General features: G+C 45.8%; 12 protein-coding genes, 1 tRNA gene and 1 pseudogene. 7 read left to right on the top strand and 7 right to left on the bottom strand.

The window, feature by feature from the left end; genetic code table 11:
• The first annotated feature begins 13 nt into the window (after window positions 1-13).
• Together GJU87_RS03515 and GJU87_RS21750 are read left to right on the top strand one after the other, a co-directional pair.
• Window positions 14-397: a hypothetical protein gene (locus tag GJU87_RS03515; protein ID WP_153638225.1), complete on the top strand. Its 384-nt coding sequence runs from the start codon at window positions 14-16 to the stop codon at window positions 395-397.
• A gap of 715 nt (window positions 398-1,112) precedes the next feature.
• A pseudogene (locus GJU87_RS21750) lies at window positions 1,113-1,946 on the top strand (recombinase family protein); the annotation flags it as partial.
• Between the two features lie 733 nt (window positions 1,947-2,679).
• Here GJU87_RS21750 and GJU87_RS03505 read toward each other — a convergent pair.
• Window positions 2,680-2,752 (bottom strand) — tRNA-Arg (locus GJU87_RS03505).
• A gap of 254 nt (window positions 2,753-3,006) precedes the next feature.
• Between GJU87_RS03505 and GJU87_RS03500 the strand changes: the two genes are divergently transcribed.
• The 3 genes from GJU87_RS03500 to GJU87_RS03490 are packed head-to-tail and all read left to right on the top strand — an operon-like array spanning window position 3,007 to window position 4,418.
• The gene (locus GJU87_RS03500) at window positions 3,007-3,792 is read left to right on the top strand and encodes an HD domain-containing protein (protein ID WP_153638224.1); all 786 of its coding nucleotides are present in this window, start codon (window positions 3,007-3,009) and stop codon (window positions 3,790-3,792) included.
• Window positions 3,792-4,202, top strand: a complete 411-nt coding sequence (locus GJU87_RS03495) for a secondary thiamine-phosphate synthase enzyme YjbQ (protein ID WP_228491848.1) — start codon at window positions 3,792-3,794, stop codon at window positions 4,200-4,202. Before GJU87_RS03500 ends, GJU87_RS03495 begins: the two co-directional genes overlap by 1 nt.
• A 3-nt stretch (window positions 4,203-4,205) precedes the next feature.
• Window positions 4,206-4,418 carry a (2Fe-2S)-binding protein gene (locus GJU87_RS03490; protein WP_153638223.1) on the top strand — a complete coding sequence of 71 codons (213 nt, stop codon included), beginning with the start codon at window positions 4,206-4,208 and terminating at the stop codon, window positions 4,416-4,418.
• Between the two features lie 203 nt (window positions 4,419-4,621).
• On the opposite strand, the gene GJU87_RS03485 is transcribed toward GJU87_RS03490, so the two are convergent.
• The 6 genes from GJU87_RS03485 to GJU87_RS03460 all read right to left on the bottom strand — a co-directional run bounded on the left by GJU87_RS03485 (window position 4,622) and on the right by GJU87_RS03460 (window position 10,767).
• A complete protein-coding gene (locus GJU87_RS03485; protein ID WP_194831609.1) occupies window positions 4,622-5,734 on the bottom strand; it encodes a sodium ion-translocating decarboxylase subunit beta in 1,113 nt (370 codons plus the stop codon).
• Window positions 5,735-6,291: 557 nt separating this feature from the next.
• Window positions 6,292-6,717, bottom strand: coding sequence for a biotin/lipoyl-containing protein (locus tag GJU87_RS03480; RefSeq protein ID WP_106542169.1), 426 nt, complete (start codon window positions 6,715-6,717; stop codon window positions 6,292-6,294).
• Between the two features lie 39 nt (window positions 6,718-6,756).
• A complete protein-coding gene (locus GJU87_RS03475; protein ID WP_153638222.1) occupies window positions 6,757-7,116 on the bottom strand; it encodes an OadG family protein in 360 nt (119 codons plus the stop codon).
• A 10-nt stretch (window positions 7,117-7,126) separates the two neighbouring features.
• Window positions 7,127-8,686: an acyl-CoA carboxylase subunit beta gene (locus GJU87_RS03470; RefSeq protein WP_153638221.1), complete on the bottom strand. Its 1,560-nt coding sequence runs from the start codon at window positions 8,684-8,686 to the stop codon at window positions 7,127-7,129.
• 35 nt (window positions 8,687-8,721) lie between these two features.
• Window positions 8,722-9,123: a methylmalonyl-CoA epimerase gene (mce, locus tag GJU87_RS03465; protein ID WP_153638220.1), complete on the bottom strand. Its 402-nt coding sequence runs from the start codon at window positions 9,121-9,123 to the stop codon at window positions 8,722-8,724.
• Between the two features lie 336 nt (window positions 9,124-9,459).
• Window positions 9,460-10,767: an acetyl-CoA hydrolase/transferase family protein gene (locus GJU87_RS03460; protein ID WP_153638219.1), complete on the bottom strand. Its 1,308-nt coding sequence runs from the start codon at window positions 10,765-10,767 to the stop codon at window positions 9,460-9,462.
• Window positions 10,768-10,964: 197 nt separating this feature from the next.
• On the opposite strand from GJU87_RS03460, the gene GJU87_RS03455 reads away from it, so the two are divergent.
• Entirely contained in the window at window positions 10,965-12,470 is a 1,506-nt protein-coding gene (locus GJU87_RS03455; RefSeq protein ID WP_153638218.1) for an NAD(P)/FAD-dependent oxidoreductase, read from the top strand.
• Between the two features lie 175 nt (window positions 12,471-12,645).
• The gene (gene purL, locus GJU87_RS03450) at window positions 12,646-16,332 is read left to right on the top strand and encodes a phosphoribosylformylglycinamidine synthase (protein ID WP_153638217.1); all 3,687 of its coding nucleotides are present in this window, start codon (window positions 12,646-12,648) and stop codon (window positions 16,330-16,332) included.
• The last annotated feature ends 117 nt before the right edge of the window (window positions 16,333-16,449 follow it).

Here is a 16,449-nt window from a genome sequence, read left to right as displayed (position 1 = left end):
ATTTAATACAATTATGATGTTGCTCAAAGATTTACCGAGAGAGTTTAGGGAAAACCATATCTTCAGGTACACCTGTGGAAATGTTGAGTACCAGTGTAAAGCAACCTACCTGCCTTTTGGTTTTCGTGAGGTAACCAAATACGAAGCGATGAAACTGGAAGAAATTTATATTCCCATTATACATCTTGAATGGGAAGCAAATAATACGGAGAAATCAATTTACCAGTCACATTTTATTATGGCGTATTCGGTGATTTGGTGGTTCAACAACCGGGACAGGACTGCATACGATGAGATGATAAACTACTCCGCTTTAGAGGCCGGTTATCTAAACCGGGTAAAAGAGGAAAACCAGCGGCTAAACAGGGGTGTGCAGTTAAATATATTCAGTCATTGAGAAATCTTTAATCATGAAGAAGATACTTTATAACAGGATGTTGAGGATATGGGCTATAAGACTTTTCATAGTTTTTACAGCTTCGCAGATAACAGGATTAGGGGTATGGTATTGTTTTGCCGGGTATTTTGTTTTGATGTTCCTGTTTGAATTCTTTGTAAGGCTGGTATTTTCTTTTGCCGGACTTCTACTTATGATGATGTTATTGCTGACTTTCTTTATTGGATTACTGACACTTTAAAATATCATGTGAAGCGGGCTGTTGCCCGCTACTTTTTTCATGAGCCTGTGCGGGAAAAAAGTAGCAAAAAACCTTTGGGGAGTATCATTAAATGTAAAAAAACAGCATCAGCGTATAGACAAATGGGGACAAGGATTGACATGTTTACGCTTAACCTTCAGCGAGGTAGGATTATAAATAGGTTTGCCAGAGCTGGTATAAAAGCCGGTCTTGCAAGCCTATGCAGAAAACGGAAAACAGGAATATTGAAGAAGCAACCCAAAGGGTCAAAGAAAGGATGCCTTTGGAAAAAATCCGGCGCATAACCAAATACAGGGACTTGTCGCCGGAAGGCTATGAGCAGCTTATCAAAAATGCCGAAACCATTGCTTTGTTAATTCTCAGGACTCTCTTTTCAAAAAAGAGGGAGTCGGAATAGCACAATTTTTGCTAACTTTCTTCATCCTTGATTTTATATATTCAATAATTGCCATCATGAACGATTTAAATCTGTTTAAGCAGTTTGCACCACAAGTGCCAGATTCTTTTAAGGAAGGGAACAATGCAGTTATATATACACGGGTTTCATCGGCAGACCAGGAAGACAACACCAGCCTTGCATCTCAAAAAAAACATTGTGAGATGTATGCCAACAGACGGGGTTTAAATGTGGTGGGTTATTTTGGCGGCACTTACGAATCGGCCAAAACCGACGACCGCAAGGAGTTTAACCGGATGCTGACTTTTGTGAAACGTTCAAAAAATATAAACTATGTAATCGTTTATTCCTATGAACGATTTTCGCGTTCAGGGATTAACGGGGCTTCGATTGCAGATGATTTACTGAAACAATACGGGGTTATTACCCTGGCAACCACGCAGGAACTTGACCCTACTACACCTTCTGGTTCATTTCAGCAAAAAATATTGTTCCTTTTTGGGCAGATGGATAATGAATTAAGACGAGACAAGGTGGTTACGGGCATGCGGGAATTGCTTATGAAAGGCTATTGGGTATGGGCTGCTCCACGCGGTTACAATGATTTAAATAAAGGGAGGGCAACAGAGCGAAAACTTGTTGTTAATGAAGAAGGGAAAATTCTCAAAAAAGCCTTTGAATGGAAAGCTTATAATAAATTCTCTAATGTCGAAATAACAAGGCGTTTAAAAAAAATGGGGGTTGATATGTCCGAAAAGCGGTTAAATACTTTGTTTTTAAATACTTTCTATTGTGGCCTTATCACCAGCAAGATGCTTCCCGGGCAGATAATTGAGGGGAAGCATGAACCGTTAATTTCAAGGGAATTGTTTCTGGCAGTTCATAATATTCGACAGGAAAACAGAAATCAGGGTTTTGTACACGATAAGGATAATGAAAACCTGCCGTTGAAAGTATTCACTAAATGCGATAGGTGCGGCAGCTATTTAACAGGTTACCTTGTGAAAAAGAAGGGGCTATATTATTATAAATGTAATACCAAGGGATGTAAAGTCAACCGCAGTGCCAAAGCAATGCACGATATGTTCGGGGCACTGTTGAAAACTTATAAAATCGGCATAGAAGAATTTGAACTCATAAAGCTTCAATTAGAGGAGCAAATGGCGGTCTTTTTTAAATCCCGGATAGAAGAAGCAAAATCGTTAAAAAACAAGTTGACAGAGACTCAAAGAAAATTGGAAGCCATTGAAGAACGTTTTGTTATCGGGGAAATTGACCGTAGCCTTTATGAAAAATTCCGGCCTAAATATGAAAAGGAATGCTTTGAGATTGAACAGGAACTTGGTAGGACAGGCGGATATAAATCGAACCTCGAAAAGGTGGTAAGTTTTGCTGCGAAAGTATGTCTTAATCCATTGATAATGTGGGAGAAATCAAATTTGACAGGAAAGAGGGTATTCCAGAATCTACTGTTTCCTGAAGGAATTATCTATAACCGTGAATTGGACCATTATCGAACCCCCAGGGTAAACTCATTTTTCTCCCCAATCCCGCAATTGGCAAGGGGTTTGACAGTAAACAAAAAAGGGGATAATGTCAAAACTGACAAAATCCCCGCTTGGGTGATCCCGGGAGGACTCGAACCCCCACCAAGGGAACCGGAATCCCTCGTTCTATCCAGTTAAACTACGGGACCAAACCTTATATGTGCGATATTCACGGTACACCGTGATTTTGCGAACACAAAAATAGCAATATTCTTCAAATGCGAAATCGTGTGTTCCGGATTTTTCTCAGAATCCCAGAAATTATTCGGTCTGTAAGCCAATCATCAGGCGGAAAAACCTGAAAATCAGTGAGGCTATTTCAACAAATAATTAAATAAATCGGGGATGGCGTAATATACAATAGAAAACTATAATTTTGGTAAATATTGCTTAACACGAAATTATGATTTCGCAAGAGACACTTGAACAATTCCGCGAGGAATACAACCAGATTTTGAATTCCGTTGAGACGAAAGGCTTTACAGAGCAACAGGCTTTTGAGCAATGGAAAACACACAACCAAAAAGTGGTAGAAAACAGCCTGCTGTTAGGGCAGTCGTTGGATATGGAGGACGGCGAAATGCGCATGGCAGAAATACTGGCGTTGTTTCACGATATTGCCCGTTTCCGCGAAGTTTCATCTTCACCCTATTTTTCAAAAATAACCGAAACGGAGCATGCCGAAGCCGGCGCCGAGTTGTTATCGTTACTTTCCCCTTTCAAAGAGCTGGAAGCCGCGAAACAAGAGATACTGCAAAAGGTGACGATCTTTCACAACAAACCGGAGCTTCCCAAAAAGGAAAACGAGTTTGTAGTGTATTACCTCAAATTACTGCGCGATGCTGATAAGCTGGATGCACTACGCATGACCGCTGAATTTCTCACCTACCGGGATGTAAAAGTTAGCCCGGCCGACATTTTGCATCTGTCGAAAAGTCCGGCCATTTCGCAGAATATCACGAAAGCGATCATTGAAGGAGTGATGCCGAAGAAAGAGGATATGGTCACCTATAACGACTATGTCCTGCTGCAGCTTTCCTGGGTCTTCGAATTCACTTACCGAAAAACTTATCTGATGCTGAACCAGAGACAATATGTAAAACGTCTCTATGACGCACTGCCCAAAAATGATAGCATCATCGACATATACCGAAAAGCACGCATACACATCGAAAACCAACTTTTCTGATGATGCAACAGATCGTCCACGTTAAAACAGACCAACACAACGGGCTGTATGATATTACCTCGAAGATCGCTGACATAGTAAAAGAGGAAAATATTGAAAACGGGATGGTCAACGTATATGTACAAGGCGCCACCGCAGGTATTATGATTCAGGAAAACTGGGATGACTCCGTTCAGACTGATGTCATCACCTTGCTTCGAAAACTCGTTCCCCCGGGCATTTGGGAACACGATGCCCAGGACAACAACGGAGACGCGCACCTGAAAGCCGGAATTGTTGGTCCATCCGAAACCATTCCGATTATTGAAGGTAAAATGGGATTGTCGACCTGGCAAAACATTTTTCTTTGTGAATTCGACGGTCCGCGAGACGACCGTTCGATTGTGGTAACCCTGAGTGAAAGTCGTTAGCCTATGCCCCGTAAGCTATTCTGTTTGTGTAACGAAGTGGAAGAATCGGAAGTGAAGAAAGCGATCCGGAAGGGAGAGCTCTATTTTGTTCCGGCCGTTTCGGAAGCCACCGGAGCCGGCACTGGATGTGGCCGGTGTCGTTCGCGCATTCAGGAGCTGATTGACGAAGAAAAGAAACGGCTCCCCGCCGTCCGGCAATTGAAGCTGGAACTATAAAGACGGCTTCATTTTATCGTCATTGCGAAGAAGGAGGAACGACGACTGAAGCAATCTCACCAATCCAACACACCGAAATCGTTCCGACCTAATGACTCTAACTTACGTGAGATTACTTCGCCACACTCGTGATGACGGTAACGAAAAAAGAAAAAGGTAGCCTGAAAAACAGACTACCCTTGATTATATGAGTTCACTTCTTTCTACATCAGGAAGCTAAGCAAGACACCGGCAGCCACTGCTGAACCGATTACACCAGCCACGTTCGGTGCCATGGCGTGCATCAGCAAGTGGTTGGACGGATCTTCCTTCAGTCCCATCTGTTGCACCACACGGGCCGAGTCAGGCACAGCCGAAACACCGGCAGCCCCTACCATCGGGTTAATCTTGTTCCCTTTCTTAAAGAACAGGTTCATAAACTTGGCACCTATCACACCTCCGGCAGTCGCAATAACGAAAGATAATGCGCCCAGGATGAAAATCTTAATAGACGAAGGTGTCAGGAAAACGTCCGCCTGTGTAGAAGCACCCACGGTGATTCCCAGCAACATGGTAATGATATCGATCAACGCATTGGATGCCGTTACAGCCAGTCGCTTCGTAACACCCGATTCTTTCAGCAGGTTACCGAAGAAGAGCATTCCCAGCAACGGAAGTGCCGTTGGCGCGATATAAGCCGTCAGCAACAATCCCACAATTGGAAAAAGCACTTTCTCCAGCTTGGTTACCGCGCGTGGAGGTTTCATTTTAATGAGACGCTCTTTTTTGCTGGTCAGCAATTTGATCACCGGTGGTTGAATAACCGGAACCAGAGCCATGTACGAGTAGGCTGCAATCGCGATAGGGCCAATCAGGTTTTTCACTACCTGTCCGTTCGCCATCACATTGATACCGTTGGCCAGCTTCGACGATATAAAGATTGCCGTCGGGCCGTCAGCACCACCAATGATACCGATAGCACCCGCTTCCGGCGGAGCAAATCCCAGCATCAGAGCTCCAATCAATGTCAGGAATATACCGACCTGCGCCGCAGCACCCAGCAACATCAGCTTCGGATTGGAAATCAGCGACGAGAAGTCGGTCATCGCCCCAATTCCGAGGAAGATGAGCGGCGGATACCATCCCTGTACAACACCCTGGTAAAGGTAGTTTAACACCGACCCCGGTTCGTAAATTCCCAGCTGCAGGTTAAAATCAGTTACCTGGAACATTGGGATATTCCCGATAAGGATACCGGTACCAATAGGAATCAACAGCATCGGCTCGAAGTCGTACCGGATCGCCAAAAAGATAAAGAGCAATCCCACGATGAGCATGACGAAGTGTCCCCAGGTAAAGTTCGCAAAACCGGTAAATTCCCAGAAATTAAACAATCCGGAAAGCGCGCCGTCTACATTTTTATATACCTGACCGCTATCGCCGGGCTGCCCAACCAGTTCACCGTTCTGAAATGACAGAACGCGCTGGGGAAGTTGTAGTGTAAAATTCTGAGTTGAATACCCTGAGCGCTGATTTGGGTTGGTGTTTTTCCGAAGATGCGTCAGTTTCTTGGCATTGAAGTCCATGATAAGATGCTCATCGGCTATTCTCCATTTTCCCGTATAACGTTCTTTGGCTGAGTCCATATTAAACGAACCATCACCATTGAATTCAAGGGTTTTAAATCGTTCCACCTTGTCCACGCCGGACCGGGCCGTCACCGTATCGGGGTTGATGATCGGGTTGGCAATGTAGCCGCCCGACCGGTTCACCCACTTTCCTTCCGTCAAATCTGAAGTTTTCAGTTGATTCTGAGCGAAAAGACCGGAAACCGCGAGAAACAGGCTTATAATTGTTAATAGTAATTTATTCATTTCTGCAAGTCTTTTCCGGGTTATGCAATTTCGACCAAAACATCATCCTGAAGAACGCTCTGACCGGCAGAAACTTTGATGGCAGCTACTGTACCATCGGCTTCCGCCATAATCGAGTTCTCCATTTTCATGGCCTCCATTACCATGAGAGTCTGTCCTTTCGTGACAGTATCCCCTTCCTTCACAGCGATACTGAGAATGGTTCCCGGCAGCGGAGCTTTAATTGCTTTGGCTTTCGAACTTCTTTTCTGGATTTCACCTTCGCCGGGCGCTTTCTGAACAGGTTTCCGAACCAGTTTAGGGGTTTTGGCGATTTTCTTCGCCTCCTGATGAATTTCCACTTTATATTGGGTACCATTCACCTCCAAATCGGCGATATTATCTTCGATATCATTGATCTGAACGTCGTACTGGTTTCCGCTTATGGTAAATTTGAACTTTTTCATTTTGCGTCAGTTATGATTTGATTTTGACAAGTTCACGGATTATCGAGCCCAGCGGTCGTATACTCCGTAAATTTTTGAACTCCATGGAGAATAACGTCTTCTTACCCGCTTAATCGTCACCACGTTACTTTCTTCGTCGTGCGCTTCATTCAGATACAAATGAATAGCCATTGCAATGGCCGCGTTAACGTTACCTTCCAATTGAACTTCTTCTTCCTCTCCGTCTCCACAATCCTCCTTCTTTCTTCGGCAAGGGCGCCGGAGTTTCATGAGTTTCGGAGCATAAAGGAATACCAGTACAAGGACAGACAAAGCAGTGATAACAATTCCAAAACCAACCAATGCAATGGTCAATCCCAGTCCCTGAACATCCGTTAGTAATATGCTTGCTATGTTCATCGTTCAGTTTTTACAATGGTATATTCGAATGTTTTTTCGGCGGATTGGTCAACTTCTTCGTTCCCAGTGCCTGTAATCCGCGAATAATGCGGAAACGTGTATTACGAGGCTCGATCACATCATCAATGTAACCATAAGCAGCTGCCTGGTAAGGATTCGCGAAGTTGGCTTTGTATTCATCCTCGTGCTTTTGGACAAATGCAGCCCGCTCTTCCGGATCGGTAATTTCAGCCAGCTTACGACCGTGCAATACCTCAACAGCACCCGATGCGCCCATCACGGCGATTTCGGCGGTAGGCCATGCATAGTTCAGGTCACCACGCAATTGCTTACATGACATCACATCGTGCGCTCCACCATACGACTTGCGCAGCGTCACGGTGATTTTCGGCACAGTAGCTTCACCATAAGCAAACATCAGTTTGGCACCGTGCGTAATGATACCGGCATATTCCTGTCCTGAACCGGGAAGGAATCCGGGCACATCCACTAACGTAATAATCGGAATGTTAAAAGCATCAAGGAAGCGAACAAAACGAGCTGCTTTACGCGAAGCATCCACGTCGAGAACACCGGCCAGGTAGTTGGGCTGGTTCGCCACAATACCAACAGGCTGTCCGTCGAACTTGGCAAAACCGGTCACGATGTTTTTCGCGTAGTTCCGGTGAACTTCGAGGAATTCACCCGAATCCACGACACCGTGAATAACATCCTTCACATCATAAGGCTGGTTCGGATTATCGGGAATAATCTCGTTCAAGCCATCTTCCAATCGGTCAATCGGGTCATAACATTCGGTGATCGGCGGTTCTTCCAGGTTGTTCTGCGGCAAGTATTCCAGCAATTTGCGAAGTAGCAAAATACCTTCCTCTTCGTTCTCTACCAGGAAGTGAGCCACACCCGATTTCTGCGCGTGCACTTTTCCACCCCCCAGGTCGTCTACCGAAATGTCCTCACCGGTAACGGTTTTCACTACTTTCGGGCCCGTCACAAACATGTACGAGTTGTCCTCGGTCATCATGATGAAGTCGGTAAGCGCCGGAGAATAAACGGCACCACCGGCACAAGGACCGAAAATGGCCGAAATCTGCGGGATAACTCCCGAAGCCAGAATGTTCCGTTCGAAAATCTCGGCATAACCAGCGAGCGAAGTTACTCCCTCCTGAATACGTGCACCTCCCGAATCGTTGATTCCGATAACCGGAGCGCCCGCTTTCATAGCCATGTCCATCACTTTGCAGATTTTCTGTGCAAAGGTTTCGGACAGTGAACCACCGAAAACGGTAAAGTCCTGCGAGAACACAAAAATGGTTCGACCGTCGATGGTTCCCCGACCGGTTACCACACCGTCACCCAGGAATTTCTTTTTCTCCATACCGAAGTTGGTACAACGGTGTGTTACGAACATGTCAAATTCCTCGAAACTACCGTCATCCAGCAGCATCTCGATGCGTTCGCGTGCAGTAAATTTGCCTTTTTTGTGCTGGGCTTCCATGCGTTTTTCACCGCCTCCCAGTTTAGCTTCAGCACGAAGGTCAATTAGTTTGTTGATTTTATCCTGATTGCTCATTGTGTTATATACTATGATAGTGAGTTAAAGAATGATTAGTCACTGCAAAGTTCGGTCAGCACGCCGAAAGTGGATTTCGGGTGTAAGAAACCGATATTCAAACCTTCGGCTCCTTTGCGTCCTTGTTTGTCAATCAAACGGATGCCGTTTTCTTCTGCCTCGGTCAGTGCGTTGTCAACATTGTCAACGGCAAAAGCAACGTGATGGATGCCCGGTCCTTTTTTCTCGATAAATTTACCAATCGGTCCTTCCGGGTCGGTTGATTCCAACAGTTCAATTTTGGTTTGTCCTACTTTGAAGAAGGCCGTTTTCACTTTCTGATCGGCAACTTCTTCCACCGCATAACATTTTGTACCCAGCAGTTTTTCATAGTAAGGAATAGTTTCTTCCAGACTCTGGACGGCAATTCCGATGTGTTCAATATGTGATACGCTCATTGTGATTAATGTTTTAGGTTACATCCTAATGGTTAAGGAATAATGATAAATTTTTGACAGAAGTCTTGTGATACCTGTCGTTTAAACTTATATGTAAATAAAAGGAAATATAATTTACTGAATAATGAGATCATTCAGAAACAGAAACGGATTTTCATGATAATTATACATGTGCGAAAACTCTCACCCAAAGGCAAGAGCACTGAGACAACACTGTCAAACAACACGTTTATGATCGGAAAGCCGATATTCCGCTCCCAATTGATCGAAATATCGAAGTTCAGGAAGAAGGCGGAACGTCAGCCCCACCTTACTTCCTTTATGAGTTGCTATTTATTATTTCGAGGAAACAAATTTGTAGTGCGATCCGAAGCGATCAAACGCAGCTTTATCGAGCTCTTCCTGATGATTCGGATGAGCGACAGAAATCAGCAAACGTGCGCGTTCCTGCAGTGTTTTCCCGTAAAGGTTCACAGCACCAAACTCGGTTACTACCCAGTGCATGTTGGCGCGGGTACTTACTACGCCCGAGCCTGGTAATAACGTCGGCGATATTTTCGACATTCCTTTGGCTGTTACCGAAGGCATGGCAATGATAGGTTTACCACCGTTGGAGTATCCTGCTCCGCGAATGAAGTCAATCTGACCACCGACACCGGAATAATGCTTGATACCAATCGAATCAGCACAAACTTGTCCTGTCAGGTCAATTGCCAAAGCAGAGTTAATAGCAGTTACCTTATCCTGCTTCCGAATAACATTCACGCTATTAGTGTGAGCCACATCCATCATGGCCACCATTGGGTTGTCGTCGATGAAATCATACAACTTTTGCGATCCCATAAGAAAGGTAGCGACCATTCGTCCCCGATCCAAGGATTTGTGTTTTCCGTTTACAATACCCTTTTCTACCAACGGAAGTATCCCATCAGAAAACATCTCGGTATGAACACCCAGATCCTTATGATTTCCCAATTGGGCCAAAACAGCATTCGGAATACCGCCAATTCCCATCTGCAGGCAGGCGCCATCTTCAACCAGTTCGGCTACATTCTTACCAATTTGGATATCAGTTTCACTCAATTCACCCAGATCATGCAGATGGAGCGGGCTGTCATCTTCCACAAAAAAATCAATGGCATCAGTTTGAATCATTGCATCACCAAAGGCACGTGGAACGTGAGGATTAACGGCAGCTATAACCACATCTGCATTCTCGATAGCAGCCAAGGTGGCGTCAACGGAAGTCCCCAACGACACATAACCGTGTTTATCGGGAGGAGAACACATCGTTAAGACTACGTTTACTTTTAAATAGCCATCGCGAATTAATTTTTGTGTTTCGCTAAGAAAAACAGGGATGTAGTCAGCGTATCCAGCTTGTGTTTGCTTACGCAAATTAGCACCCACGAAAAATTGTTCCGGGCAAAAAATGCCTTCAAATTCGGGATTAGCGTAGTCAACCTCTCCTTCAATGTGAAGGTGTTGAATCTTTACGTCGCGCAGTTCTCCTGCGCGCCCACGGTCAACCATAGCGCGAATGAGTTTGTGCGGGGTTACGGCCACACTACTCAAATGTACTCGATCACCAGATTTAATTACTTTTACAGCGTCACCTGCGGTTACATACTTGATCGATTTCATGTAGAAAAATTTTCTGTTTTCAAAATCACTGCAAATGTAAAACATATTACAGTCTGTAGGAAAGATTTATGCTCTCAACGCGCTTATTTATTAAAAATCAAAATAAATGAGTAAAATGTTTGAAACGCTTTTTATTTTGGCGGAATAAAACCATTAATCAAGTAGGCTGTTTTACCATAAGATACCAATAACAAACTATGGAAAAATACGATTTAGCGGTCATTGGAAGTGGGCCGGGAGGCTTCTCCGCTGCTGTCCGTGCCCTGGATTTTGGAAAGGATGTTTGTTTGATCGAAGCCGGACATGTAGGTGGAGCAGGCGTCATGAACGGAGCACTGACTTCGAAAACCATGTGGGAGCTGTCGCACGATTATGCTGTAGCCGCAGCAGTCGACCGGGGATACCGGGCTTCAGGGCTTCAGGTTGATTTCACGAAAGTGAAAAAGTCGGTGATGAAAGCCGCCAAAACCAAGCAATATCAGATTCTTTCACAAATCGAAACCTACTCGAAAAAACCGGGACAGAAAGGGAGTTTAACTATTAAGTACGGTTTTGCCAGTTTTAAGGACCGCAATACACTGGAAATTGACCGCGGAAAGAAAGAAGAGAACGAGACCATTGAAGCAGACTATATTATTATTGCCACTGGTTCGAGCCCGCGGGAACTTCCCGATTTGAAAGTCGACCAAAAACGCATCATCAACTCCGACGGTATACTCAACCTCAAAAAATTCCCTGAGCGAATGATGATTATCGGTTCCGGGATCATCGGTTGTGAGTTCGCCACCATCTTCTCCAATTTTGGACACACTGAGGTCCACCTACTCGACCGCGCCCACAGGGTTATTCCGTTTGCCGACAATGACGTCAGTGATTTCGTATCCGGAAACCTGCAGAAAAACGGGGTCGTCATTCACCATACTGCCAACTTGCGCACCGTTAATAAAAAGAAAGACTATCTGGAAGTCGTACTCGACTACGAGGACGGGCACAGTACAGTGATTGAAGTAGATGTCGTTCTTGTTTCTATCGGACGTGAGCCCAATACCAAAGGACTGGGACTGGAAAACGTCAATATCCAGACTACGCCGCACGGCTACCTGAAAGTAAATGAAGAGTGTGCCACCGGCGATTTCGACAACTGCAACATCTTTGCTGCGGGAGACGTCACAGGGCACAAAGCGCTCTACTGTGTGGCTGAAGAGCAGGGACGATTTATTGTCGAGGCCATCTTCGGCGAACTGGAGTATCCCACCGATTACTCGCACATGCCTACGCTCATGTTCTTCAAACCTGAAGTCGCTTCGGTGGGCGTCAACGAAAAAATTCTGCAGGAGAAGAAGATTCCCTATAAAGCAGCATTCTATTCCAACGAAATGGTCAACCGGACCATCGCCATGAGAAACACCAACGGCTTTGTGAAAGTATTGGTAAGCGACGATGGCCGTGACCGGATTTTAGGAATGCAGGCGGCAGGTCCACAGGCTTCCGCTTTCATCGTCTCCGTTTCGTACCTGATGAATTCTGAAAGCGGCATGAACGAAGTACTTCGAAGCATTCATCCCCACCCGAGTGTGACAGAAGGAATACAGGAGTGCTTCCGGGTATTTAACAAACGCTCCATCTTCAAACCCGAAGCTTTTCCCGATAAGATAAAAAGCTGGGCCTGGAAACCACTCGAATTACAAAGCGAAAAATCATAAAATACAAGCCGCAGATTGAGCAATTCTCTCTGCGGTTTTTTGTTGCCAAAAGGAATTGTGAACTTCATGGAATGACATCCGTCAGCAACATGTATCAACCGAATCCATAAAGCGAATTTCCTTATATTTGTGGCATCCGAATTATCTGATTTCGTAAACGAAAACAACCCACACAATGATCCTGTTCTTTAGAGGCAAATCCAACTTGATTGCCGTTGATGCACACGAGGAAATTAACCAGCAAAACCTCGAAAAACTAATCTGGCTCTTTGACCAGGCGCAACCTATCGAAGCCGACCATCTGGATGGCAATTTTGTTGGCCCGCGCAAAGAGATGATTACTCCCTGGAGCACCAACGCGGTCGAAATCACGCAAAACATGGGAATTAGCGGTATTACCCGCATCGAGGAGTTTTTCCCGGTCGACTCGGATTCTCCGCAATTCGACCCGATGTTGCAGGCTTTTTACAAAGGACTCGATCAACATGTATTTACCATCGACCGGAAACCTGAGCCCATTATTTACATCGACGATATTTCGCAATACAACCAGAAGGAAGGGCTGGCTCTCAGCAGTGAAGAAATTGATTATCTGGAAGGTGTAGCGAAACGAATCGGCCGAAAACTCACCGACAGTGAAGTGTTCGGATTTTCGCAGGTGAACTCGGAACATTGCCGTCACAAAATTTTTAACGGAAATTTCATAATCGACGGCAAAGAACAACCCTCCACCCTCTTCCACCTCATTAAAAAAACCACCCAAACCAATCCCAACACCATCGTTTCCGCTTACAAAGACAATTGCTCCTTCAGCAAAGGCCCCAAAGTGGAACAGTTTGCACCGGCCACACAAGACAAACCCGATTATTTTGTTGTTGAAGATATCGATACCGTGCTTTCGCTGAAAGCGGAAACGCACAACTTTCCCACTACCGTTGAGCCATTCAACGGAGCAGCCACCGGTACGGGTGGTGAGATTCGTGACCGGATTGCGGGTGGAAAAGGAAGCTACCCTATCGCTGGAACAGCAGTTTATATGACCAGCTATTCGCGTACCGAAGACGGCCGTGAATGGGAAGAAGCGATGGAAGAACGTCCCTGGTTATACCAAACACCAGAGCAGATTCTGATTAAAGCATCCAACGGGGCGTCTGATTTCGGAAACAAATTCGGACAACCTCTCATTAACGGTTCTCTACTCACTTTCGAGCATACCGAGAACTTCAAAAAATATGGTTACGACAAAGTCATCATGCTGGCCGGCGGAATTGGTTTCGGCCGCAGCGAAGACAGTCTGAAAGATACTCCTTCAACCGGCGATAAAGTAGTGCTACTCGGAGGAGATAACTACCGCATCGGAATGGGTGGTGGCGCTGTTTCATCGGTCGATACCGGTGAGTTCGAAAGCCACATTGAGCTGAACGCAGTACAGCGCGCCAACCCCGAAATGCAGAAACGTGCCTACAACACCATCCGCGCTTTAGCGGAATCGGGCAAAAACCCGATTGTCTCCATTCACGATCACGGCGCCGGCGGACACCTCAATTGCCTTTCCGAGCTGGTGGAAGAAACCGGTGGAAAAATCCATCTGGACAAACTTCCGGTTGGTGATCCAACACTTTCCGCCAAGGAAATAGTGGGAAACGAATCGCAGGAACGAATGGGACTGGTTGTCCGTGAAGAAAACCTCGAACTCATCCGTCGCATTGCCGATCGCGAACGTTCACCCATGTACGATGTTGGTGAAACCACAGGAGACCACCGGTTCACGTTCGAGGATTTCAGGACCGGTGAAAAACCCATCGACCTCGATTTGGCCGATATGTTCGGAAAACCTCCTGTTACCGTATTGGAGGACACGACCGTTGAAGAAAAATTTGCCCCGGTTTCTTACGAAAATGAAAAAATCACCAGTTACCTGGAACAAGTACTGCAATTGGAATCGGTTGGTAGCAAAGACTGGCTGACCAACAAAGTGGACCGTTCAGTAACCGGAAAAATCGCGAAGCAACAATGCGCCGGCGAACTGCAACTTCCGCTGAATAACCTGGGTGTAATTGCCATCGATTACCAGGGGAAATATGGAATTGCTACTTCCATCGGTCATGCGCCGGTAGCCGGATTGGTTGACGCCCCGAAAGGCTCTATCCTCTCCATCGCCGAGTCGCTGACTAACATCGTTTGGGCACCATTAACGCATCGTATCAAGGGGGTTTCGCTTTCCGCTAACTGGATGTGGCCGGCTCGCAACCCGGGCGAGAATGCCCGTTTGTACAACGCTGTGGAAGCCGCTTCCGACTTTGCCTGTGAACTGGGCATCAACATTCCTACCGGGAAGGATTCCCTTTCCATGACGCAGAAATACAAGGACGATGTGGTCCTTGCTCCCGGAACGGTCATCATTTCTGCTTCCGGCGAAGTTTCCGATATCCGCAAAGTAGTGGAACCAGTTCTTGTCAATGACGCATCAAAACCATTATATTATCTCGATTTATCAGGAGTTCCGAAAGCACTTGGCGGGAGCTCATTCGCTCAGATTGTGAACAAACTGGGAGATGAAGCTCCTACCGTGAAAGAACCCGCAGCTTTCGTGAAAGCATTCAATGCGGTTCAGGATGCCATCGACAGTGGTCTAGTAGCTGCCGGTCACGACATATCTGCGGGTGGTATGATTACCGCTCTGTTGGAAATGTGTTTCGCTCAAAACAAAGGAGGCATTGAAGCCGATTTGAGTGCGCTGAATGAAGCCGATTCCGTGAAGCTTCTTTTCAGTGAAAACCCGGGCTTATTGCTTCAGGTCAATGATGCAGAAAAGCTGGAAGCGCTGATGACTGAAAAAGGTGTCGGCTTGATTAAGATTGGGCAGCCTTCTGCAAAACGCGAAATCGCTGTTACCAACCAGGGAACGGAATTAAACTTCGATATCGATTCGTTGCGTGAATTGTGGTACAAACCGTCCTACCTGCTCGACCGGAAACAGAGTGGAAGCAAGCTGGCTCTGGAGCGTTATCAGAATTATAAAAAACAGGCTCTTGAGTTCGACTTCCAGTCATTCGATGGAAAATTCGCCAGTCTGGGCATTGCTCCCAAACGTCGCCAACCTTCCGGAGTAAAAGCGGCTATCATCCGCGAGAAAGGTGTAAACGGCGATCGCGAAATGGCCTGGAGTCTTTACCTCGCCGGTTTTGATGTGAAAGACGTCCACATGACTGACCTGATTAGCGGAAGAGAAACGCTGGAAGACATCGACATGATTGTCTTTGTCGGTGGCTTCTCCAACTCCGATGTACTGGGTTCGGCCAAAGGTTGGGCCGGTGCTTTCCGTTACAACGAAAAAGCACGTACTGCGCTGGAAAATTTCTACCGTCGCGAAGATACACTGAGCCTCGGTGTTTGTAACGGTTGCCAGTTAATGATCGAACTCGACCTGATTTATCCGGAGCATGCAGAGAAAGGCAAAATGCTGCACAACGAATCACATAAATTCGAATCCGGTTTCATCAATGTGGATATTCAGGAAAACGATTCAGTAATGTTGAAAAATATGGCCGGTAAACGTCTGGGAATATGGGTAGCTCACGGAGAAGGCAAGTTCAGCCTGCCGCTTGAGGAAAGCAACTACCACATTCCAATGAAATTCACACATGAAGGTTATCCCGGTAATCCGAACGGTTCTGTATTCAATACTGCTGCCGTCTGTTCTAAAAATGGTCGCCACCTGGCCATGATGCCACACCTGGAACGTGCTATTTATCCGTGGCAATGGGGAACTTATCCCTCTGCTCACAAAGACGACGAGGTGACTCCCTGGATAGAGGCATTTGTCAACGCCCGAAAATGGATTGAAAATCATCAACAATAAAATTTCAGGAGCCGGCTCAACAGTCTGGCTCCTTTTCTTTTTCCCACCATCTGATATTCCCTCAAAGTTTACTAACTTTATGATGAGTATTGACGATGTATCTCTAATCAAGCAGAG

The organism is Prolixibacter sp. NT017 (genome assembly GCF_009617875.1).
In the GTDB taxonomy this organism is placed as follows: domain Bacteria; phylum Bacteroidota; class Bacteroidia; order Bacteroidales; family Prolixibacteraceae; genus Prolixibacter.
The sequence above is the reverse complement of the archived record's forward strand: the minus strand, read 5'-3'. Positions and strand labels throughout refer to the sequence as shown.